Consider the following 20,426-nt stretch of genomic DNA (forward strand, 5'->3'; position numbering starts at 1 on the left):
GATACGGGAGAACCCGGTGGATACGGCCCGCGTGCTCCCCGCCGATGTCCGATCGCTCACGGCGAACACCCTCAGGGGAACATTCTCCGGCTCACAAGCATTGAGTCGGCATAGCTCAAGTTGACTGCCGAAGGGGAGATCATGGCTGCTGAGTCCGGTGAATTCAGGGCGCCCGAGTCGTCCGCGGTGCTCACCCTGCCCGTGCTGCCGCTCGACGACGAGGTCGTGCTGCCCGGGATGGTGGTCCCGCTGGACCTGAGCGAGGGCGAGGTCCGGGCCGCCGTCGAGGCCGCCCAGGCCGCCGCGCGCGAGGAGCCCGGCAAGCCGCGGGTGCTGCTCGTCCCGCGGATCGACGGGACCTACGCGAGCACCGGTGTGCTCGGCACCGTGGAGCAGGTCGGGCGGCTGTCCGACGGCGACCCCGGTGCGCTGATCCGCGGCCGCGGCCGGGTGCGTATCGGCTCGGGCACGACCGGGCCCGGCGCCGCGCTGTGGGTGGAGGGCCTGGCCCTGGAGGAGAAGGTGCCGGAGCCCCTGCCGGGCGCGGTCACCGAACTGATGAAGGAGTACAAGGCGCTCGCCACCAGCTGGCTGAAGGACCGCGGCGCCTGGCAGGTGGTGGACCGGGTCCAGCAGATCGACGAGGTCTCCCAGCTCGCCGACAACTCCGGGTACTCGCCCTTCCTGAGCACCGCCCAGAAGGTGGAGCTCCTGGAGACCGCCGACCCGGTGGAGCGGCTGAAGCTCGCCACCGAGCAGCTGCGGGCGCACCTGGCCGAGCAGGAGGTGGCCGAGTCCATCGCCAAGGATGTCCAGGAGGGCGTCGACAAGCAGCAGCGCGAGTTCCTGCTCCGCCGCCAGCTGGACGCGGTCCGCAAGGAACTGCGCGGGCTGAACGGCGAGGGCGCCGAGGACGAGTCCGACGACTACCGCGCCCGGGTGGAGTCCGCGGACCTGCCCGGGAAGGTGCGGGAGGCCGCGCTCAAGGAGGTCGAGAAGCTGGAGCGGTCCAGCGACCAGAGCCCCGAGGGCTCCTGGATCCGCACCTGGCTGGACACCGTCCTCGAACTCCCGTGGAACGAGCGGACCGAGGACGCCTACGACATCTCCGGCGCCCGGGCGGTGCTCGACGCCGAGCACGCGGGCCTGGAGGACGTGAAGGAGCGCATCACCGAGTACCTGGCGGTGCGCAAGCGCCGGGCCGACCGCGGCTTCGGCGTGATCGACGGCGGCAAGGGCGCGGAGACCGGGACCGGTGGCCGCCGGGCCGGGGGAGCGGTGCTCGCCCTCGTCGGCCCGCCCGGCGTCGGCAAGACCTCGCTCGGCGAGTCGGTCGCGCACGCCATGGGCCGCTCCTTCGTCCGGGTCGCCCTCGGCGGCGTACGGGACGAGGCGGAGATCCGCGGCCACCGGCGTACGTACGTGGGCGCGCTGCCCGGCCGGATCGTGCGGGCGATCAAGGAAGCCGGTTCGATGAACCCGGTGGTGCTGCTCGACGAGGTCGACAAGGTCGGCTCGGACTTCCGGGGCGACCCGGCGGCGGCCCTGCTCGAAGTGCTCGACCCGGCGCAGAACCACACCTTCCGGGACCACTACCTGGAGGTCGAACTCGACCTGAGCGATGTGGTCTTCCTCGCCACCGCCAACGTCCTGGAGGCCATCCCGGAGGCGCTGCTCGACCGGATGGAACTGGTCCGGCTCGACGGCTACACCGAGGACGAGAAGGTCGTCATCGCCCGGGACCACCTGCTCCCGCGCCAGCTGGAGCGGGCGGGCCTGGAGCCCAGCGAGGTGGAGATCGAGGAGGGCGCGCTGCGCAAGCTGGCCGGGGAGTACACCCGCGAGGCGGGCGTGCGGAACCTGGAGCGCTCCCTCTCGCGGCTGCTGCGCAAGATCGCGGCCCAGCACGAACTGGGCGAGCGGGAGCTGCCGTTCACGGTCGCCGACGCCGATCTGCGCGCGCTGATCGGGCGCCCGCACCATGTGCCCGAGTCCGCCCAGGACCCGGCGGAGCGGCGCACCTCGGTGCCCGGCGTGGCCACCGGTCTCGCGGTGACCGGGGCGGGCGGCGACGTGCTCTACGTGGAGGCCTCGCTCGCGGACCCGGAGACCGGGGCCGCGGGGCTGACCCTGACCGGCCAGCTGGGTGAGGTGATGAAGGAGTCGGCGCAGATCGCGCTCTCCTTCCTGCGCTCGCGCGGCGCCGAACTGGAGCTGCCCGTCGCGGACTTGAAGGAGCGCGGCGTGCACATCCACTTCCCGGCGGGCGCGGTGCCCAAGGACGGGCCGAGCGCCGGTGTCACCATGACCACCGCCCTCGCCTCGCTGCTCGGCGGCCGGCTCGTACGGACCGATGTGGCGATGACCGGCGAGGTCTCGCTGACCGGGCGGGTGCTGCCGATCGGCGGGGTGAAGCAGAAGCTGCTCGCCGCGCACCGGGCGGGCATCACCACCGTGGTGATCCCCAAGCGGAACGAGGCCGATCTGGACGACGTACCGGCGGAGGTGCTCGACAAGCTCGACGTGCACGCCGTCACCGACGTCCGCCAGGTGCTCGAACTCGCCCTGGAACCCGCGACGGACGGAGCGGAGCGGATCCCGGTCGCGGCCTGAGACCAAAGAGGGGTGCGGCGGCTGCCCGCCGCACCCCTGCCGCCGCTCCGGCACCGGCCCCGCGCACGGAAACGGGCCTCCCTCACTGCACCGGAGGGAGGCCCGTCGTCCTGGGCGGGGCCGCGGTGTGGGGACCGGGGCCCGGGGGAGGAGCCGTGGATCAGCCGTTGGCGAGGGCGACGACGCGGTCCAGGGCGCCGTTGAACTGGTCGTGGTCGCCGACGATCGGGCCGGTGGAGGTGTACTGCCACATGGTGTGGGTGCCCCAGCCCGCCGGCAGCTCACCGGGGGCGGTGTTGTAGCGGGCGATCCACAGCGGGTTGGTGGCGCCGAAAGCGGCGGAGTTGCCGGTGCACTGGGTCCACCAGCTGGTGGCCGTGTAGATCACGGCGTCGCGTCCGGTGCGGGCCTTGTAGGTGTTCAGGAAGTCCGCGATCCAGTTGACCATCGGGGCCCCGGCCATGCCGTAGCAGGCGTCGCCGTACGGGTTCCACTCGATGTCGAGCACGCCGGGCAGTGTGCGGCCGTCCTTGGACCAGCCGCCGCCGTGGTCCACGAAGTAGTTGGCCTGGGCGGCGCCGCTCGCGGTGTCCGGGGTGGCGAAGTGGTAGGCGCCGCGGATCATGCCGATGTCGTACGAGCCGTTGTACTGCTGCGTGAAGGACTCGTTCTGGTACGTGGTGCTCTCGGTGGCCTTCACATAGGCCCACTTCACACCGCTGTTCCAGAGCGCGCCCCAGTCGACGCTGCCCTGGTGGCCGCTGACGTCGACGCCCTCGGTGGTGGCGGCGAGCGAGCCGCCGGGCCGGCCGCCCTGTCCGTCGTGGGCGAGGACGCCCATGCCGAGGTGGGCGTCGCCGCGCTCGGGGGCGGCGGGCGTGTCCGCGGGCGCGGGCTGCGCGGTGGCGGGGAGGGTCAGCAGCAGCGAGAGCGCTGCGAGCAGGGCGCCGAACACGCCGAGGCGGGTACGGCGGGCGAAACGGGATCTGCGCACGAACATCGCGTGCCTCCGGAAGATCTGGCGGAGCTCGGGAGAGGACGAGCCCAGTGGGGGGACCACCTGATGTTGTCGGTGGCATGTCACCGGGGACGCTACGCACGTAGACCCCGGCAGGGAAGGGGGCCCGTGCGCTGCCGTTGGTCTACGCCTGCGAAATACTGACCGAGCTGCGGCGACGCCGGGCCGGTGGCGGAAACTTTCAGGACCCGGACCCCCGAGTACCGACCAGGATGGGCGCTGACGTGCACGAGTACGAGAACCTTCGAAGGCCCGAAGGCGGCGATCGGCCGAGCGGGACCGGGACGGAAACTGGTGTGGACCACGAATTCCTGGAACTGGAACGCGAGTTGACGCTGCTCTTCCGCCGGGCCCGGGCCCGCTCGGGCGAGATGGCCCGCCAGGTGCACCCCGACCTGGAGCCCGCGGCCTACGGACTGCTCCAGCGCCTGGAGGAGTCGGGCCCGCAGCGCGCCACCGCGCTCGCCGCCTTCATCGGCGTCGGCAAGGCGACCATGAGCCGCCAGCTGCGCGCCCTGGAGGACCTCGGCATCGTCGCCCGCGCCCCCGACCCGGCGGACGGCCGCGCCTGGCTGGTCGACCTCACCGAGACCGGCCGCTCCCGCTTCCGCGCGGTACGCGACGCCCGGCGGGCCCGCTACGTACGGCAGATGGCGGGCTGGGACCGGGCCGAGGTCGCCGAACTCGCCCGCCTGATCGGGCGGTTGAACTCGGACGGCGAGGAGTAGGGACAGCGGGGAGCGGTCGGGCCGGGCGCGGGGGGCGCTCAGAACTCGACGAAGCCCACCGCCGCGTCGTCGTGCGTCTTGCCGCGGCGCAGCCGCAGGCGCTGCTCGGCGTCGGCACGCTCCAGGGCGCGCACCCGGTCGATCAGCGCCTCCCCGCCCTCCTCGCGAAGGAGGGCGAAGCAGGCGTGCCAGTCGCCCTCCTTGAAGGTCTCCACCCAGCGGCTCGCGCCGTCGCTGAGCGCGGCGAGGGCGCGCACCCGGGTGCGGGGCAGCTGCCCGGCCACCGCGCGGGCGGCGACCGCCGGGTCCGCGGCGGCGGTGAAGAAGCCGCCCTCCTTGTTGCGCACCGTCGCGTCGGCCACCGCGGCCGAGGCGAGGCTGGCCCGCGGCAGACGCGCGATCCGGTCGTCCAGGACCGCGCTCACCTCCCCGTCCGGGGCCTCCAGGAGCAGGGCGGAGTCGGAGAGGACGAGATGCTCCAGGCGCTCCTCGTCCCAGCGGGCGACCACCACGGTGGCCTGGGGGGTGCGAGGGTGAGAAAGGTCACAGGTTGAAGAGTGCGCTTCGGCGGTACGAGCGATGGCCGCGGCGAGGATCCCGGGCAGCTCCAACTCCCGGCGGGAAATCGACAGTTCGCCGAGGGCGCCGCCGAGCCGGGCGGTGAACCAGGGCACCGAGTGCAGGCAGCCGTCGTCCCCCGGCGGGGGTGTCACCCCGTCGAGGAGGACCAGGGCTCCGCCCAGTCCGGAAGCGGGCACGGCGATCGAGAGGTAGTCCTCGTTGGGGCGGTCCGCGGTCCCCGGACGGCTCGCGAGTTCGATGCGCATGGGGCAAGTCTGCCCGAGCCGCCCCCCGGCCGAGATGGCGTGTACCCGACGACCGGATCCGGTGTCCGCACAGGTCAGCCGCCGGAATTGGCCCGGAATGATCTCTTCCGTGTCGTCGGTGGTGGCGCATCCTGCCAAAGCCCGCGTGCGCAGTCCACCCGAGGGTGCGCAGGTGCCCACGGAGTGTGCAGGGGGAATTTGCCCGTCAACTCCCGCTCGATGTTCACTCCTTCCGGTGGCCGGGGAGGCGATGTGCGTCCGCCGCCCGCAGGCACTGGAAGGGTCGGGTGCCCTACCGGGTGGGGCACGCCAGTGGACGGACCGTCACCCGGGCCGAGTGGCGGACGAGTCAGGAATGCGAGCACCGGTGCAGAAGAAGCGGCCTCGGCCAACGGGTGCCACGGCGTCCTCGCCCGAGGACACCAGCCCTTCCCCCGCCACACCCGCGAAGCGGCCCGCCCGGGTGCGCAACCGCCTGGTGGTGGCCGTCGCCGTGGTCGCCGCGGCCGTCGCGGGGGCCGCCGCCCCGGGCATCGCCGACGCGACCGGCAGGCTGAGCGACTCCCAGCAGGCGGTGACCGGCTCCGAACAGCTGGCCGAGGCCCTCGCCCTGGCCCACGCCCTGGCCGAGGAGCGCGATGCCGAGACCGCCCGCCTCGCCGCGGGGGGCTCGGCCGAGTCCTCCTCCGCCGAGCACCGCGACCGGGTCGACCGGCGCCTCGCCGAACTGCGCCCGGAGGCACCGGCCGCCCTCGCGGCCGCCCTCGGCGCCGTCGCCGGGGCCCGCGAGACCGCCCGGGCCGAGGGCACCACCGCCCTCCAGGCGCACCAGGCCTACGCCCGCCCGCTGGCCCAACTCCACGCCCTCGCCGAGCGGTTCGCGGAGCAGCTGCCCGGGCGCGCGCCCAGCGGCTCGCACGCCCTGGCCGAGCTGGACACCGCCGTGGCGCAGACCTCCGCCGCCCGCGGACTGCTCGGCGCGGCCCTCGCCGTCCCGCGCGGCACGAAGATCACCACCCTCGACCCGGTCACCGGCGCGACGGTCACCCGCTACGCGGAGAAGAAGGCCGACCGCGCGCAGCGCCGCACCCTCACCGAGGCGGCCCGCGAGGCGCATCTGCGCTCCGGCACCGCCCTCGCCGAGTTCCGCGAGACGGCGCCCGAAAAGGCCCTGCGCTCCTACGACTCGGCCGTCACCGGCGACGGCGTCACCGAGGCGGAGCAACTGCTCGGCCGCCTCACCGACGAGCCCGCCCTCTCCGCCGCCGAACTCGCCCTGGACCGCGGCCGGACCGACGCCGTGCTGCGCGCCAGGATCGAGCTGATGCGCGGCGCCGAGTCGGCCCTCAACGTCCGCCGCAGCAAGGATCTCGCCGCCCTGCGCGACGAGGACGTCACCGCCCTGGAGATCCGGATCGCGCTGGCCGGCGTCTGCCTGCTGCTCGCGGCCGGCTTCGCGATGGCCACCTTCCGCTCCCTGACCCGGCCGCTCGCGGTGCTGCGGCTCGGCTCCGCCCGGCTCGCGGGGGAGCCCGAGACCGAGGAACCGGTCCGCTTCACCGGCCGCAACGACGAGTTCGCCCAGATCGTGGCCTCCGTCAACGCCCTGCACGCGCACGCCGTCGCCCTGCACGAGCGCCTCGGCACCCTGGAGGGCGAGCGCCGCCACCTGATCGGCCAGCGCCAGATGCTCGCCGAGGAACGCGAGGAACTGCGCGGGAAGTTGGCCGAGTCCACCGCCCGGCTGGAGGGGATGGAGCACAGCATCCACGCCACCTTCGTCAGCCTGGCGCTGCGCACCCTCGGCCTGATCGAGCGTCAACTCGGCGCCATCGAGAGGCTGGAGGAGCGCGAGCAGGACCCGGACCGGCTCGCCACCCTCTTCAAGCTGGACCACTTCGCCACCCTGATGCGCCGCCACAGCGAGAACCTGCTGATCCTCGCGGGCGCCGACCACCGGCAGCAGGACCCGGGCCCGGTGCCCCTGGTCGACGTGGTGCGCGCGGCGGTCAGCGAGATCGAGCGCTACGAGCGGGTCCGGATCACCGCGCTGCCCGCGCACGCCCATATCGTGGGCTTCGCCGCGGACGACCTGAGCCATCTGCTCGCCGAACTCCTCGACAACGCGGCCGCGTTCTCCCCGCCCGACACCCCGGTGGAGATCTCCGGCCAGCTCCTGGAGAACGGCGACCTCATGCTCTCCGCCGTGGACGAGGGCATCGGCGCGAGCGCCGGGCGCCTGCGCGTCCTCAACGCCCGCCTGGTCGGCTTCGACCCCGAGTCCCCGTACGTCAGGGCCGAGGGCGAGGACCCGGAGGGCGGGCTCGGCCTCGGCCTGTACGTCGCCGGGCGCCTCGCCCACCGGCACGGGGTCCGGGTGCAGCTGCGGGAGCAGAAGGAGGGCGGGGTGGCCGCCGTCCTCGTCCTGCCCAAGGCGGTCCTCACCGAGGCCCCCACCACCCCCGCCGACGCCCCGGCACCGAGCGCGGCCTCCGCCGTACGCTTCCCGGGCTCCGAGGCGGAGGCCAACTCCAACGCGCTGTACGGGCGTTCGGACACCACGGCCGGGCAGGACCTGCCGGCCCCGGCCTCGGAAACTGCCCTGGCTCCGGCCTCGGAATCTGCTGCGGCCCTGGCCTCGGAAGGGGCCCCGGTTCCGGAATCCGGCCCGGCCCCCGAACCTGCCGAGCCCGCGGAGAGCGCCGCCGGGGACACCCCGCCCGGACCCGGAGACACCCCGTCCGGACCCGGGGACACCCCGCCCGGAGCGTCCGCGCAGGGCGACGACCCCCTGATCGCCGCCGCGGAGCGCGCCGTACGGGCCTCCGAGGAGGCCACCGCGGCGGAGCCCGCCCCGGCACCGGAGCCCGCACCCGAACCCGAGCGCACCCCCGCGCCCGTACCGGTACCCGGGCGCGCCTCCGCGTACGTACGGCAGTCCGCGCCGGAGTCCGATCCCGCGTACGGACGGGAGCCCGCGCCGGAGCCCGACCCCGCGCACGCGCCGGAGCCCGCCCCTGCCTCGCGCCCCGCGTCCGAGCCCGCCCCGCGCTCCGGCACGGATCCGTACGCGATCGGCCCCGACCGGCACGAGCGCGCCGAGGACGGGGCGACGGCCCCCTCGGACGCCCCACCGGCCTCCCACGAGGAGCAGCCGCCCGCTGCCGCAGAACAGCCGCGGTCCCTCCGCGAGGAACAGCAACCCGCCCCCCACCAGGAGCGGTCGGCCCCCCACCAGGAGCAGCCGTCCGCCCCGTACGAGGCACCGCCCGCCCCGTACGCGACCCCGCTCCCCGCCATGGGCCCCGAGCCCGCGCCCTGGGACGAGTTGACGGACAAGGGACTGCCGAGGCGGACGCCGAAGGCCGCGGAGCCGGTGCCGGTCCCGCAGCCGAGGTCCGGTGGTGTCGACCCGCAGGAACTGCGGCGCAGGCTCGGTGGTTTCCACCGGGGCGCGCTCGCCGGGAGACGGGACGCGGACGCCGAGATCGCCGGGGAGACCGGTGAGGCCCAAGGACCGGGGGACCCAGTCGAGGAGGGAACCAGTTGACCGCTCCCATGCGTACGCCCCGCACCGGCCGCTCATCCGGCCCGGCGGCCCGCGAGCCGCGGCCGGAGCCGGTACTGAGCAGCGAGGCGCGCAATCTGCAGTGGCTGCTGACCAATCTGGTCGAGGAGGTGCCGGGGCTGCGTTCGGTCGCGGTGGTCTCCTCCGACGGGCTGCTGCTGCTCTCCTCGGACCTGCTCCTCGGCGAGCAGCCGAGGACCGGCGCCCCGGAGGCGAAGCCCGGCCCCAAGGACTCCAGCGGGGACCTCGCCACCCTGGTGGCCGGGGTCGGCAGCCTCACCATCGGGGCGGCCCGCCTGATGGACGGCGGCGGCGTCAAGCAGACCATGATCACGATGGACGAGGGCAGCCTGTTCATCATGGCGATCAGCGACGGCTCGCTGCTCGGCGCGCACGCCGCCCCGGACTGCGACATGAGCGTGGTCGCCTACCACATGGCGCTCTTCGTGGGCCGGGCCGGACATGCGCTCACCCCCGAACTCCGCAGCGAGCTGCGGCAGTCGATGGAACACGCGCAGTGACCGGTGCCCGGGGGCTGCCGAGCCGGGGCAGGAACCGCAAGCCCGCCCGGGTGCGCCCCTACTCGCTCACCCAGGGGCGGACCCGCTTCGGGCACGTCCTGCTCGTGGAGACCTTCGTGGCCGCCTTGGAGGCCCCGCCGGAGCGCCCCGAGCTGGTCCGCGGGGACCCCTCCACCCGGGTCATGCCGGAGATGCGGGCCATCGTCGCGCTCTGCCGCCGGATGCGTACGGTGGCCGAGGTCGCCGCGCTGCTGAAGATGCCGCTCGGGGTGGTCAGGGTCCTGCTGAGCGATCTCGCCGACCAGGGCAAGATCCGTGTGTACGGTACCGGTCACGGCCCGGGACAGCCGGACCGCGCATTGCTGGAAAGGGTGCTGGATGGACTCCGCCGTCTCTGAACTCGCCGCCGCCGAGGGCGCCTTGGGCGAAGTGGAGGACGAAGGCCAGGTCCAGGCCTGGCAGTTGGACCGCAGTCGGGCGCCCACCGCGACCAAGATAGTGATCGCGGGCGGCTTCGGGGTGGGCAAGACCACCCTGGTCACCACGGTCTCGGAGATCACCCCGCTGCAGACCGAGGCCCTGATGACCGAGGCCGGTGAGGGCACCGACGACGTGAGCGCGGTCCCGCTGAAGACCACCACCACGGTCGCCATGGACTACGGGCGGATCACCCTCGACCAGGACCTGGTGCTCTACCTCTTCGGCACACCCGGCCAGGAGCGCTTCTGGTTCATGTGGGACGACCTGGTGCGCGGCGCGATAGGCGCCGTGGTCCTCGCCGACACCCGCAGGCTCACCGAGTGCTTCCCGGCCCTGGACTACTTCGAGCGCAGCGGACTCCCGTACGTGGTGGGGGTCAACCACTTCGAGGGGACCGAGGAGTTCGCCGTCGCCGACGTCCGCGAGGCGCTCTCGGTGCCCGAGGAGGTGCCGCTGCTCGTGATGGACGCGCGCAAGCGGGCCCCGGTCGTCGAGACGCTGCTCGCGCTGGTCGGGCACGCCTACGAGCAGAGCCCGGAACCCGCCCCCGTGTGACCGGCGCCGGACGCGACCCCGCCACTCAGCCGCAGGAGGAGAACACCCCGTATGCGCAAGATACTTGTGGTCGGAGCAGGCCAGTCCGGACTCCAACTCGCCCTCGGACTCCAGTCGCACGGGTACGAGGTCACCCTGGTCTCCAACCGGACCGCGGACGAGATCCGGACCGGACGCGTGATGTCCACCCAGTGCATGTTCCCGCGCGCCCTCGGCCACGAGCGCGCGCTCGGGCTCAACCTCTGGGAGCAGCAGGCCCCGAGGATCACCGGGCTCGGCGTCTCGGTGGCCGGGCCGCCGCCCGAGGAGGAGCCCGAGGGGCCCCTGACGCGGGCCGTCGACTGGGTCGGCGACCTGGGCGGCTTCGCCCAGTCGGTCGACCAGCGGCTGAAGATGGCGGGCTGGACGGAGCTCTTCACCGAGCGCGGCGGCCAACTGGTCGTGCACGGCGCCGCCGTCTCCGACCTGGACTTCTTCACCCGCAGCCACGATCTGGTGCTCGTCTGCGCGGGCAAGGGCGAGCTGGTCTCGCTCTTCGCGCGCGACGCCGAGCACTCCCCGTACCGCACCCCGCAGCGGGCGCTGGCCGTCTCCTATGTGCACGGCCTCGGCCACCGGCCCGAACTCCCGGACGCCGAGACCGTACGCTGCAATCTGGTGCCCGGGGTCGGCGAGCTGTTCGTGATGCCGACGCTGACCACCTCGGGCCGCGCCGACATCCTCTTCTGGGAGGGCATCCCCGGCGGCCCGCTAGACGTCTTCGGCACCGTCACCGACCCCGCGGAGCACCTGGCGCTGACCCTGAGCCTGATGGAGCGCTACACGCCCTGGGAGTACGCGCGCGCCACCCGGGTCGAACTCACCGACGCGGGCGGCACCTTGGCCGGGCGGTACACCCCGACGGTGCGCAATCCGGTCGGGCGGCTGCCCGGCGGCGGCGCGGTCCTCGGGGTGGCGGACGTCGTGGTCGCCAACGACCCGATCACCGGGCAGGGCGCCAACTCCGCGGCCGTCTGCGCGGCGGTGTACCTGGAGGCGATCCTGGAGCACGGGGACCGGGAGTTCGACGAGGAGTGGATGCGGGCCACCTTCGCCCGCTACTGGGACAGCGCCCGGCACGTCACCAAGTGGAGCAACGCGATGCTGGCCGCCCCGCCCCCGCACGTCCTCTCACTGATCGGCGCCGCGGGCCGACTCCCGCCCGTGGCCGACCGGTTCGCCCGCGGTTTCAACGACCCGGCCGACTTCGAGAACTTCTTCTTCGAGCCGGAGAAGACCGAGGCCTACCTCACCGAGACCGCCGCCGCACTCGGCTGATCCGGCCTCTCCGGCCCATCGGGCCCCTCCGCTCATCGGGCTGGCCCGGCGGGGCCGCGCGCACCCGTACCGCGCGGCCCCGCCCCCTCAGAGCCCCCGGAACCCGGCGTCCGAGCCCGCGGTGGCGCCCGGTGGCAGCTTCGGCGGGTGCCAGCCGGTGAGCGGCCTGCCCTCCGGGTCCGGGCGGACCGCGCCGAGCACCGGGTTCGAGCCGAGCGGGGAGACCTTCACCGCCGCGCCCGGCCGGGGTGCCTGCACCACCATGCCGCCGCCCAGGTAGAGGGCCACATGGGTGGCGCCGGGGAAGTACAACACCAGGTCGCCCGGGCGGAGTTCGGAGAGTGCCAGGTGCTTCAGGCGCGCCCACTGCTGCTGGCTGGTGCGCGGCAGCGGCCGCCCCGCGTGCGCCCAGGCCCGCGAGGTCAGCCCCGAGCAGTCGAAGGCACCGGGCCCGGCCGCGCCCCACTGGTAGGGCTTGCCGATCTGCCGGACCGCGTACGACAGGGCCCGGGCCCCGGCCTTCGAGGGCGGCCGGTAGCCGCTCAGCGCGCCCGCGGTGACCAGGGAGCCGCGGGCGCTGGCCGCGTCCGCGCGCTCCAACTGCGAGACCGAGGAGAGCTCCTGCGGGCTGAGCCCGGCGAGCAGCTCCTCGACCTGCCGCAACTGGCCCCGTACCGCGTCCCGTTGGCGCTTCTGCCGCTCCGCGAGCCGCTTCTGCCTGGCGAGCGCCTTGCGGGCCTTGCCGCGCAGACCGGCCGCCTTGTGCGCGTCGCGGGTCAGCCGCTCGACGGTGGCGGTGCGGCGCGCGGACTCCCGGCCGATGACATGGCCCTCGTCGAGCGCCCGCTGCGGGTCGCCCGCGAGCAGCAGCCGCAGATACGGGGAGAGCCCGCTGTGCCCCTGGTACTGCACCCGGGCCAGCCGCCCCGCCTCCGCCCGGCCGCGGTGCAGCGAGGACCGCGTGGCCGACAGCTTGTGGTCGAGCCCCCTGACCTCGGCCCGCTGCCGCTTCAGGCGTTCGGCCGCGGTGTGGTAGCGCTCGTTCGCCTGCTCGGTACGCCGGTACAGGCCCTGCAGCTCCGTGAGCAGCCCGGCCACCGAACTCTCGCCGGGCCCCGGCACCCGGGGCGCCGCCCCGGCCGTCCCGGGCGCGGCGGCGAGCGCACCGGCCACCAGCCCCGCGGTGGCGGCCGAGCAGACCCAGCGCACATGTCTGCCTGACACCTGATCACCTCCGTGCGGGACGGAGCGTCCGCCCCACAACCGCGAGCATCCGCCGGACAGGGGGCGCGGAGGTGGATTTGGGGCCCGCGCGGGCGGACAGCTCACCCGCCCAGGGGTGCCGGACGCGGGGGCGCGCCCACGGGTGGCGCAGCGGAGGGCGGTCCGGGCTTGCGGATCCGGGCGGCCCGTGGACTCAGTCCCGTCCCCGCCGCCTGGTCCACGGCCACTTCGGGCCGCCGCGCGGATCGCCCTCGGGGTCGTACTCGTAAACCCAGCCGCGGTGCAGCCCGAGGCGGGGGCTCGGCGGTGCGGCCACCCGCTGGTAGACGAGGACGGTGGGCTCGCCGCCCTCGGGGTGCGGGACGGGGACCCGGTACGTCTTCGGGGGGTGACCGGTGGGGCCGAGCAGCACCGGCAGCACCCGGCCGTCCAGGGGGCCGCCGAAGAAGGGGGTGTCTTCGCTCTTCACCCCGCCAGTGTGGCCGAAGGGCCGGGTGCCGGGATCCGCGGGCCCGGGCGGCACGGGGTCAGGGGCCGGGCGCTCACCCCAGTTCCGACGCCGCCTCCACCAGCGGCAGGATGCGCTGTGCGAGCCGGGGTATCACGCCGCCGGGCTCCTCCAGGGACAGCACGTACCCCACGATCTCGGCGATCTGCTCGTCCCGGCCCGCGGCCGTGACCAGCTGCACCACCAGGTTCTCCACCAGCCAGTCGCGCAGCTCCTCGACCGAGGGGTCCTTGCCCTCGTCCAGCCAGATCAGCGAGGCGGCCTCCACCGCGGTGATCCACATCCGCACCGCCATCCGCAGCCGCGGGCCCGGATCGGTGACGCCGAGGTGGCGCAGGATCTGCTCGGCGGCGGCGCGGCGCACCTCGTCCACGATGGCGCTGGTCCGGGAGGTCTCCACCACGCTGCCGCCCTGGAGCAGGGCGCTGAACCCGGCGTCGTGCCCGACCACGAAGGCCAGATAGCGGTCCAGGGCCCGGGACAGGCGCTGCATCAGCGGGCCCTCCTCGGGCTCCGCGAAGCACTGCTCCAGTACGTCGGCGGCGCCGCGCAGGGCGGCCTCGTAGAGCTGCTGCTTGCCGCCCGGGAAGTAGCGGTAGACCAGCGGGCGCGAGACCCCGGCGGCCTCGGCGACGTCGTCGAGGGAGACGTCCTCGGGTGCGCGGTGGGCGAAGAGCTGGAGCGCCGTGTCGATGAGCTGGGCGCGCCGGTCCTCGACGCTGAGCCGCCGGTAGGCGCGCGGGGTGGCTGCCGAGGTCATGCCAGGCAGGGTAACCGGCTTCGGGGCCGGGCAGTGGTGCGCCCTCCGGGTCCCGGCCACGGCGGGCGGCTCAGCCAAGCAGCCCGGAGCTGCGCCACAGGGGGCGGCCGACGCCGCGCAGCAGGCCGATGTCGTCGAGGAAGTCGGTCAGCCGCCGGGCGCCGGCCTGCATCACCTCGCGGCGGTGGCCGCTGGCCCTGACCTGGGCGACGGCCTCCCGGCGGTCCAGGCCGACGTTCGCGTAGACCTGCGGGTTGACGAAGGCGACGGAGAAGACGCGGGCCGCCTCCCCGGCGCTGAGGACGGTCAGCTGCCGCTCCCAGGCGGGCGCGGTCGCCATCTGGCGGCGCAACTCCTCGCGCGCGTACCGGACATGGCGGGCCTCCTCGATGACATGGATGCGGGTCACCCCGCGGACCAGGGGCTGCACCCGCTCGTCGGGGAAGGTCAGCCGCTGCATCCAGTCGAGGATCTCCTCGCCGAGCAGGGTGCAGGCGAAGGAGCCGGGGGTGGTGGAGACCGTCTTGAGGATCCTGGCCAGATTGTGGTTGAGCCGCGAGACCGGGTACGCGGGCACCCCGGCCTTGTGGATCATGCGCGCGAACATCATCGAGTGGCGGCACTCGTCGGCGATCTCGGTGAGGGCGTACCGCACATGGCTGCTGGTCAGCGACTTGTCGTAGATATGGCGGACGAGGAGCTGGATGAGGATGACCTCGAACCAGATGCCGAGCGAGGCGAGCGAGGCGGCCTCGTGCCGGGCGAGGTCCCGCCGCTGCTCCTCGGACATCCGTTTCCACAGCGGGGTGCCGTAGAGCGAGACCAGCTCCGGCGGCCAGAACCACTTGCCGTCCTCCAGCGGGGCGTCCCAGTCGAGTTCGCGGTCGGGGTCGAAGGAGTGCCGGGCGGAGGAGTCGAGCAGGCGCAGGGCGGTCTCCTCGCGGTCCTTCAGCAGGCCGAGGGCGTCCCTGAGCAGCACGGACTCGGGCACGGTGGTCATCGTCGACACCTCTTCGTACGGGTACTCGGGCTCTCGGGACCGCGGAGGTCTCCGCCTTATGAGACTGCTTGTCAGCAAGGCCGTCAATCCCCTGCGCGGGACTTGTTGAACGCCCGGGGAGCGGGGCCCCGGCATACGGAGGCCGCCCCCGGCTCCGGAGTGCCGGAGGCGGGGGCGGCCGAGGGGCGGACGGTCGGGCGGGCGGGTGCGCGGAAGCGGGCCGGGGCGGCTCAGTCCCCGGGGCCGGTCCCCGCGGTGCCGGAGGTCCCGTCGGCTCCCTCGGTGCTCGGGCCGACGGCGGCCGTGAACTGGTCGAGCAGGGCGGTCACCTCCGCCTCGACGCGCTCCTTGTCCACGCCGAGGCCGGAGAGGACCCCGGTGCCGTCCTCGTGTTCCAGGAGCGAGAGCAGCAAGTGCTCGGTGCCGATGTAGTTGTGCCCGAGGCGCAGGGCCTGGCGGAAGGTCAGCTCCAGGACCTTGCGCGCCCCGGCGTCGTACGGGATCAGCTCCGGCGGGTTCTCGGCGGGGCCGGGCAGCGCCTCGGTGGCGGCGCCGCGGACCTGCTCGACCGTGGCGCCCTGGGAGGTGATCGCGTGCACCGCGAGCGACTCCGGCTCGGCGAGCAGGCCGAGGATCAGATGCTCGGCGCGCACCTGGGCGTGTGAGGCGGACTGGGCCTCGTCGTGCGCGGCGACCACCGCGTTGCGGGCGCGCGGGGTGAAGCGGCCGAAGCCCTGGTTCGGGTCGAGGGCCGGTGCCTCGCCCGGGTCCTTCGGTACGAAGCGCTTCTGGGCGGCCTGCCGGGTGACCCCCATGCTGCGGCCGATCTCGGCCCAGGAGGCGCCCGAGCGGCGGGCCTGGTCGACGAAGTGGCCGATGAGGTGGTCGGCCACTTCGCCGAGGTGGTCGGCGGCGACCACGGCGTCGGTGAGCTGTTCCAGTACGTCGGTGTGGACCGTCTTGATGGCCTGGATCAGGTCGTCCAGACGGACCTGGCTGGTGATGCGGGCAGGTTCGGTCATGTGTCAACCGTAAGTTGACATGCCGCGAGGTGTCAACCCTGGGTTGCGCCCTGTGGGGTCTCCTGGTCCGCCCGCTCCGGGGCGAGGGGCGCGGTCTCCTGTGCGGGGAAGGTGGTGCGCAGGGTGAAGGCGTACGGGTGCGGGCCGTGGGCGCGCAGGTGGTCCAGGCGCTCCCGCGCCTCGGCGACGGTCGGCAGATGCCCCGCGGGCACCCACCACAGGGCGGTGACCGCCTCGTCCAGCCGCTCGAAGAACTCCCTCCGGCGGGCGAGGAGTTCGCGGTGCGTGCCCTGGTACATGAAGGCGGTCAGGGACTCCGGGTCCCGCCACACCGACATGTTGACGATGATCCACTCGTCCTCGTAGGGGCGCAGGTCGGTGGCGTCGTCGCCCTCGCCCTGGAGCCGCCAGACGAATCCGGGCGCGGTGTCGGCGATCGCGTTCACCGGGTCGAGGTTGTCGGAGAAGTCCTTCAACTGCGGTGAGTCCAGCGGGGCTTTGAGGCGGGCGATATTGATCTGGGCGAGTTCGAAGGGTGTGCTCTCGGCTGCCATGGCGGCACGATAGGCGGACTCCGGGCGGGACCCGGGCCCGGTCCGGAAGCTGAGAAACTCCCGCGACCGGCTTCGGGGCAGCAGACCGGCAGCAGACGGGCGGCGGGTAACAGGCGGCGTGCGGCGGGCATTCGACGGCGCGTGGCGGCAACTGGCGTGCGCCGCCCGGCAGTTCAGCGCCCCAGCGCCGCTTCCATGACGGCCCGGGCGATCGGTGCCGCGCTGCCGCCGCCGCTGATCTCCGCGCGGTCGGCCGCCGCGTCCTCCACCACCACGGCCACCGCGACCGGCGGCGCGTCCCCGGCCTCGCTCTGCGCCCAGGAGACGAACCAGGCATAGGGCGTACCGGAGTTGGCGACGCCGTGCTGGGCGGTGCCGGTCTTGCCGCCGACCGTCGCGCCGGGGATCCGCGCCTTCCTGCCGCTGCCCTCCTCGACCGCCGTGGTCATCAGCTCCGCCAGCCGCCGCGCCGTGGCCGGGGTCATCGCCTGCCGGGCCCGGGCACCGGCGGTCCTGCGCACCGTGCGCCCCTCGCCGGTGGTCACCTTGTCCACCAGGTACGGCGGCTTCACCGCGCCGCCCGCCGCGACCGCCCCCGCCACCATCGCCATCTGCAAGGGGGTCGCCCGGGTGTCGAACTGGCCGATGGCGGACATCGCGAGCTGGGCCCGGTCCATCCCGGTGTCGAAGGTGCTCGGGGCGACCGGGAAGGGGATGCGCAGCGAGGCGTCGTCGAAGCCGAAGTGCCCGGCGGTGCGGCTCATCGCGGGCAGCCCGGTCCGTACGCCGAGCCGGGCGAAGACGGTGTTGCAGGACCAGGCGAAGGCATAGCGCAGCGAGGCGTTCCGGCAGCCGCGCGCCTCGTTGCCGAGCAGCCGGTCGGTACCCGGCAGCCGGTACGGGTCGGGGGAGCGGGTCGGCGCGTCCAGGTCCCGGACCAGGCCCGCGTCCAGGGCCGCGGCGGCGGTGACCACCTTGAAGGTCGAGCCGGGCGGATACGTTCCCCGGACGGCCCGGTTGAGCATCGGCTGGTCCCGGTCGGCCTCCAGCCGCTTCCAGCTGCGCCCCACCGAGGCGCTGGTGCCGGAGAGCACACCCGGGTCGTACGAGGGGGTGGAGACCAGGGCGAGGACCCGGCCGGTGGAGGGGTCGAGGGCGGCGACGGCGCCCTTGCGGTCGCCGAGCCCCTCGAAGGCGGCGCGCTGGGCGGCCGGATCGAGGGTGGTGAACACCCGCCCGCCGGGGCTGCGGCCCGGGTCCGCTCCGGCGAGCGCGGCGAGTGAGCCGAAGGGTGCGAGGGCCGGGTCGGTGCCGGAGAGCACGGCGTCCTCGGCGCTCTCCAGGAGGCTGCTGCCGTAGGTCTGGGAGTCGAAGCCGGTGACCGGGGCGTACAACGGGCCCTCGCGGTAGGTGCGTTCGTAGCGCAGGTTCTCGCCGGTGTCCTTGGAGCCGGTGATGCCGCGCCCGGCGACCAGGATCTCGCCGCGGGGCTGCTGGTAGCGCTCGATCCCGGCCCGGCGGTTGGCGCTGTTGGCCTCCAGCGAACCGGCCTCGACGAGTTGCAGCCGCCCGGCGTTGACCAGCAGCGCGAGCAGCGGTAGCAGGCAGCAGAGGGCCACCCGGCGGATGTACCGGGTCATGGGGCGTCCTGTTCCGCGTGTGCGGCGAGCGGGCGGGGCGCGGGGGCGGCCTCGGGGGTGCCCTTCGCGGTGGTGGCCGGGGCGGGGCCGGGGGCGGTGTTCCCGGCGGCTGTCGTGTCGGCTGTCGCGTCCGCCGCCGTCTCGGCCGCCGTGTCCGCCGCCGTCTCGGCCGCCGTGTCCGCCGTCGTGCCGGTCGTCGTGTCGGCCGCGGTCCGGGGCCGCCGGGCGGAGTCGCTCATCCGGATCAGGAGGGCCACGATCACCCAGTTGGTGACCACCGAGGAGCCGCCCTGGGCGAGGAAGGGCATCGGCATGCCGGTCAGCGGGATCAGTCCGGTCACCCCGCCCGCGATGACGAAGACCTGGAGGGCGAGCACCGCGGCGAAGGCGGTGGCGAGCAGCCGCCCGAAGGCGTCCCGCAGGCCGAGGCCCGCCCGGTAGGCGCGCTCCACGAGCAGCGCGTAGAGCAGCAGCAGGGCCGAGAGCCCGGCGAGGCCGAGTTCCTCGCCCGCGGTGGCCAGGATGAAGTCGGACTTGGCGGCGAAGCCGATGAGCACCGAGTGGCCGAGGCCGAGCCCGGTCCCGGTGGCCCCGCCCGCGCCGAAGGCGAAGAGCGACTGCGCGAGCTGCCCGGGGCCCTCGCCCGCCTCGATGGAGGCGAAGGGGTGCAGCCACTCGGTGATCCGGGCGTGCACATGCGGTTCGTAGCGCCCGACGAGCCAGGCGCCCGCGGAGGCGAGCAGCAGACCGGCGGCGATCCAGCCGATCCGCCCGGTGGCCGCGTAGAGCAGCACCACGAAGAGGCCGAAGAAGAGCAGCGAGGTGCCGAGGTCGCGTTCGAGGACCAGCACCGTGACGCTGAGCAGCCAGACGGTGAGCACCGGGCCGAGCACCCGCCCGGTGGGCAGCCGCAGCGGGCCGAGCCGCCGCCCGGTGTGGACCAGGGCCTGCTGCCCGGCGGCGAGGTGCGCGGCGAAGAAGACGGCGAGCAGCACCTTCGCGAACTCCCCCGGTTGCAGGGAGAGTCCGCCCGCCCTGATCCAGATCCGGGCGCCGTTGACCGCGGGGAAGAAGACGGGGGCGAGCATCAGCGCGAGGGCGGCGCACACGCTCAGATGGGCGTAGCGCCGCAGCACCCGGTGGTCGCGCAGCAGCAGGAGCACCGCGAGGAAGAGGACGATGCCGACGGTGGACCAGACGAGTTGCGCGGGCGCCGCCCGGTGCTCCGGTGTCTCCAGGTCGAGGCGGAAGAGGAGCACCAGGCCGAGTCCGTTGAGGAGCACGGCGATCGGCAGCAGCAGCGGATCGGCGTACGGGGCGCGCCGGCGCACCACCAGATGGGCGAGGAGGGCGAACGCACCGAGCCCGGCGCCGTGACCGGCGGCGCCGGGCGGGAGGGTGCCGTTCTTCGCCAGGCCCACGGCGCAGTAGCCGTAGACCGGGAGAAGAACGGCCAGGACGAGCAGACCGAGTTCGGTGCCGCGGCCCCGGGGAGGGCGGCGCGTGGCCTCGGGGGCCGCGCCCGCCGTCGTTCCGGTCATGCCGGGGAACGTAGCAAGCACCGGACGCTATGTCCTGTTCTGTGGGGGTGGGTCAGCACCAGCGGGGGGCCGGGCCGATGTTCTCGATGTAGCGGGCCGAGGCCCAGGCCCAGGTGCCGTCCGCGAGGAGGTACCAGCGCCAGTTGCCGTCGACGTTGTCGCCCTTGGTCTTGCAGTAGATGTGGACGTAGGCGCCGTAGGGCTTGGAGCCGATCACGTCGCTGCTGCGGGTGGGGGCCTCGCGCAGCAGCAGTCCGCTGCGGGCGATGACCCGGCCCTTGTAGTAGCGGTGCGAGTCCGGCGACCACTGCGTCTCGGCCGTGTGGTCCGAGGGCAGCTGGTTCGTGACGCCCGGCAGCGCGTCCTCGCCGACCGGCTGCGGGTCCGCACCGGCCGCGAAGGCGGAACCGGTCACGGCGACGGCCGTGAGGGCGCCGGCAGCGGCAGTTATGGCGATTCGGTGCGCGAGAGACCGCACAGACATGTGTCCTCCAGAGGAAGGCGTTTGAGGGTGATATGAGCAGGTTCACACTAAAACGTCCACATAACG

At 74.0% G+C, this 20,426-nt stretch carries 18 protein-coding genes; 7 read left to right on the forward strand and 11 right to left on the reverse strand.

Annotation, left to right across the window (positions count from 1 at the left end):
- Window positions 1–141: 141 nt before the first annotated feature.
- Window positions 142–2,613, forward strand: coding sequence for an endopeptidase La (gene lon, locus HFV08_RS02625; RefSeq protein ID WP_168535355.1), 2,472 nt, complete (start codon window positions 142–144; stop codon window positions 2,611–2,613).
- A 160-nt stretch (window positions 2,614–2,773) separates the two neighbouring features.
- Here the strand turns inward: lon and HFV08_RS02630 are convergent, their stop codons facing one another.
- Window positions 2,774–3,613, reverse strand: a complete 840-nt coding sequence (locus HFV08_RS02630; RefSeq protein ID WP_168535357.1) for a lysozyme — start codon at window positions 3,611–3,613, stop codon at window positions 2,774–2,776.
- Between the two features lie 230 nt (window positions 3,614–3,843).
- On the opposite strand from HFV08_RS02630, the gene HFV08_RS02635 reads away from it, so the two are divergent.
- A complete protein-coding gene (locus tag HFV08_RS02635) occupies window positions 3,844–4,359 on the forward strand; it encodes a MarR family winged helix-turn-helix transcriptional regulator (RefSeq protein ID WP_168535359.1) in 516 nt (171 codons plus the stop codon).
- 38 nt (window positions 4,360–4,397) lie between these two features.
- On the opposite strand, the gene HFV08_RS02640 is transcribed toward HFV08_RS02635, so the two are convergent.
- The gene (locus HFV08_RS02640) at window positions 4,398–5,186 is read right to left on the reverse strand and encodes a protein phosphatase 2C domain-containing protein (protein ID WP_168535361.1); all 789 of its coding nucleotides are present in this window, start codon (window positions 5,184–5,186) and stop codon (window positions 4,398–4,400) included.
- A 367-nt stretch (window positions 5,187–5,553) separates the two neighbouring features.
- Here HFV08_RS02640 and HFV08_RS02645 point away from each other — a divergent pair, with 367 nt between their 5' ends.
- From HFV08_RS02645 to HFV08_RS02665, 5 genes are read left to right on the forward strand one after another with little or no spacing between them, the layout of a single operon-like run.
- Window positions 5,554–8,736 carry a nitrate- and nitrite sensing domain-containing protein gene (locus HFV08_RS02645; RefSeq protein ID WP_312885310.1) on the forward strand — a complete coding sequence of 1,061 codons (3,183 nt, stop codon included), beginning with the start codon at window positions 5,554–5,556 and terminating at the stop codon, window positions 8,734–8,736.
- Complete coding sequence (locus HFV08_RS02650) at window positions 8,733–9,275, forward strand: roadblock/LC7 domain-containing protein (protein WP_246341427.1); 543 nt, start codon at window positions 8,733–8,735, stop codon at window positions 9,273–9,275. The genes HFV08_RS02645 and HFV08_RS02650 overlap by 4 nt, the downstream gene beginning before the upstream one ends.
- Entirely contained in the window at window positions 9,272–9,673 is a 402-nt protein-coding gene (locus tag HFV08_RS02655; protein WP_168535365.1) for a DUF742 domain-containing protein, read from the forward strand. The genes HFV08_RS02650 and HFV08_RS02655 overlap by 4 nt, the downstream gene beginning before the upstream one ends.
- Window positions 9,654–10,310: a GTP-binding protein gene (locus tag HFV08_RS02660; RefSeq protein ID WP_168535367.1), complete on the forward strand. Its 657-nt coding sequence runs from the start codon at window positions 9,654–9,656 to the stop codon at window positions 10,308–10,310. Before HFV08_RS02655 ends, HFV08_RS02660 begins: the two co-directional genes overlap by 20 nt.
- Window positions 10,311–10,361: 51 nt before the next feature.
- Window positions 10,362–11,627, forward strand: a complete 1,266-nt coding sequence (locus HFV08_RS02665) for a styrene monooxygenase/indole monooxygenase family protein (protein ID WP_168535369.1) — start codon at window positions 10,362–10,364, stop codon at window positions 11,625–11,627.
- A gap of 87 nt (window positions 11,628–11,714) precedes the next feature.
- Here HFV08_RS02665 and HFV08_RS02670 read toward each other — a convergent pair whose 3' ends face one another.
- The 9 genes from HFV08_RS02670 to HFV08_RS02710 form a co-directional block, all read right to left on the reverse strand.
- On the reverse strand, window positions 11,715–12,851 hold the full coding sequence (locus HFV08_RS02670) for a C40 family peptidase (protein ID WP_168535371.1): 1,137 nt from the start codon (window positions 12,849–12,851) through the stop codon (window positions 11,715–11,717).
- A gap of 193 nt (window positions 12,852–13,044) precedes the next feature.
- Window positions 13,045–13,320 carry a DUF8847 domain-containing protein gene (locus HFV08_RS02675; RefSeq protein ID WP_168535373.1) on the reverse strand — a complete coding sequence of 92 codons (276 nt, stop codon included), beginning with the start codon at window positions 13,318–13,320 and terminating at the stop codon, window positions 13,045–13,047.
- A gap of 73 nt (window positions 13,321–13,393) precedes the next feature.
- Complete coding sequence (locus tag HFV08_RS02680) at window positions 13,394–14,119, reverse strand: TetR/AcrR family transcriptional regulator (protein ID WP_168535375.1); 726 nt, start codon at window positions 14,117–14,119, stop codon at window positions 13,394–13,396.
- Window positions 14,120–14,189: 70 nt separating this feature from the next.
- A complete protein-coding gene (locus HFV08_RS02685) occupies window positions 14,190–15,119 on the reverse strand; it encodes an AurF N-oxygenase family protein (protein ID WP_168535377.1) in 930 nt (309 codons plus the stop codon).
- A 230-nt stretch (window positions 15,120–15,349) separates the two neighbouring features.
- Window positions 15,350–16,141 (reverse strand): Clp protease N-terminal domain-containing protein, encoded by a 792-nt coding sequence (locus HFV08_RS02690; RefSeq protein WP_168535379.1) that lies wholly within the window; start codon window positions 16,139–16,141, stop codon window positions 15,350–15,352.
- Between the two features lie 32 nt (window positions 16,142–16,173).
- On the reverse strand, window positions 16,174–16,695 hold the full coding sequence (locus tag HFV08_RS02695; protein WP_168535381.1) for a DUF3291 domain-containing protein: 522 nt from the start codon (window positions 16,693–16,695) through the stop codon (window positions 16,174–16,176).
- Window positions 16,696–16,868: 173 nt separating this feature from the next.
- Window positions 16,869–18,335 (reverse strand): penicillin-binding transpeptidase domain-containing protein, encoded by a 1,467-nt coding sequence (locus HFV08_RS02700; protein ID WP_168535383.1) that lies wholly within the window; start codon window positions 18,333–18,335, stop codon window positions 16,869–16,871.
- Window positions 18,332–19,876: an FtsW/RodA/SpoVE family cell cycle protein gene (locus HFV08_RS02705; protein WP_168535385.1), complete on the reverse strand. Its 1,545-nt coding sequence runs from the start codon at window positions 19,874–19,876 to the stop codon at window positions 18,332–18,334. The genes HFV08_RS02700 and HFV08_RS02705 overlap by 4 nt, the downstream gene beginning before the upstream one ends.
- 52 nt (window positions 19,877–19,928) lie before the next feature.
- Complete coding sequence (locus tag HFV08_RS02710; RefSeq protein WP_168535387.1) at window positions 19,929–20,360, reverse strand: SH3 domain-containing protein; 432 nt, start codon at window positions 20,358–20,360, stop codon at window positions 19,929–19,931.
- Window positions 20,361–20,426 lie beyond the last annotated feature (66 nt).

The organism is Streptomyces physcomitrii, from assembly GCF_012273655.1.
Lineage (GTDB): Bacteria > Actinomycetota > Actinomycetes > Streptomycetales > Streptomycetaceae > Streptomyces > Streptomyces physcomitrii.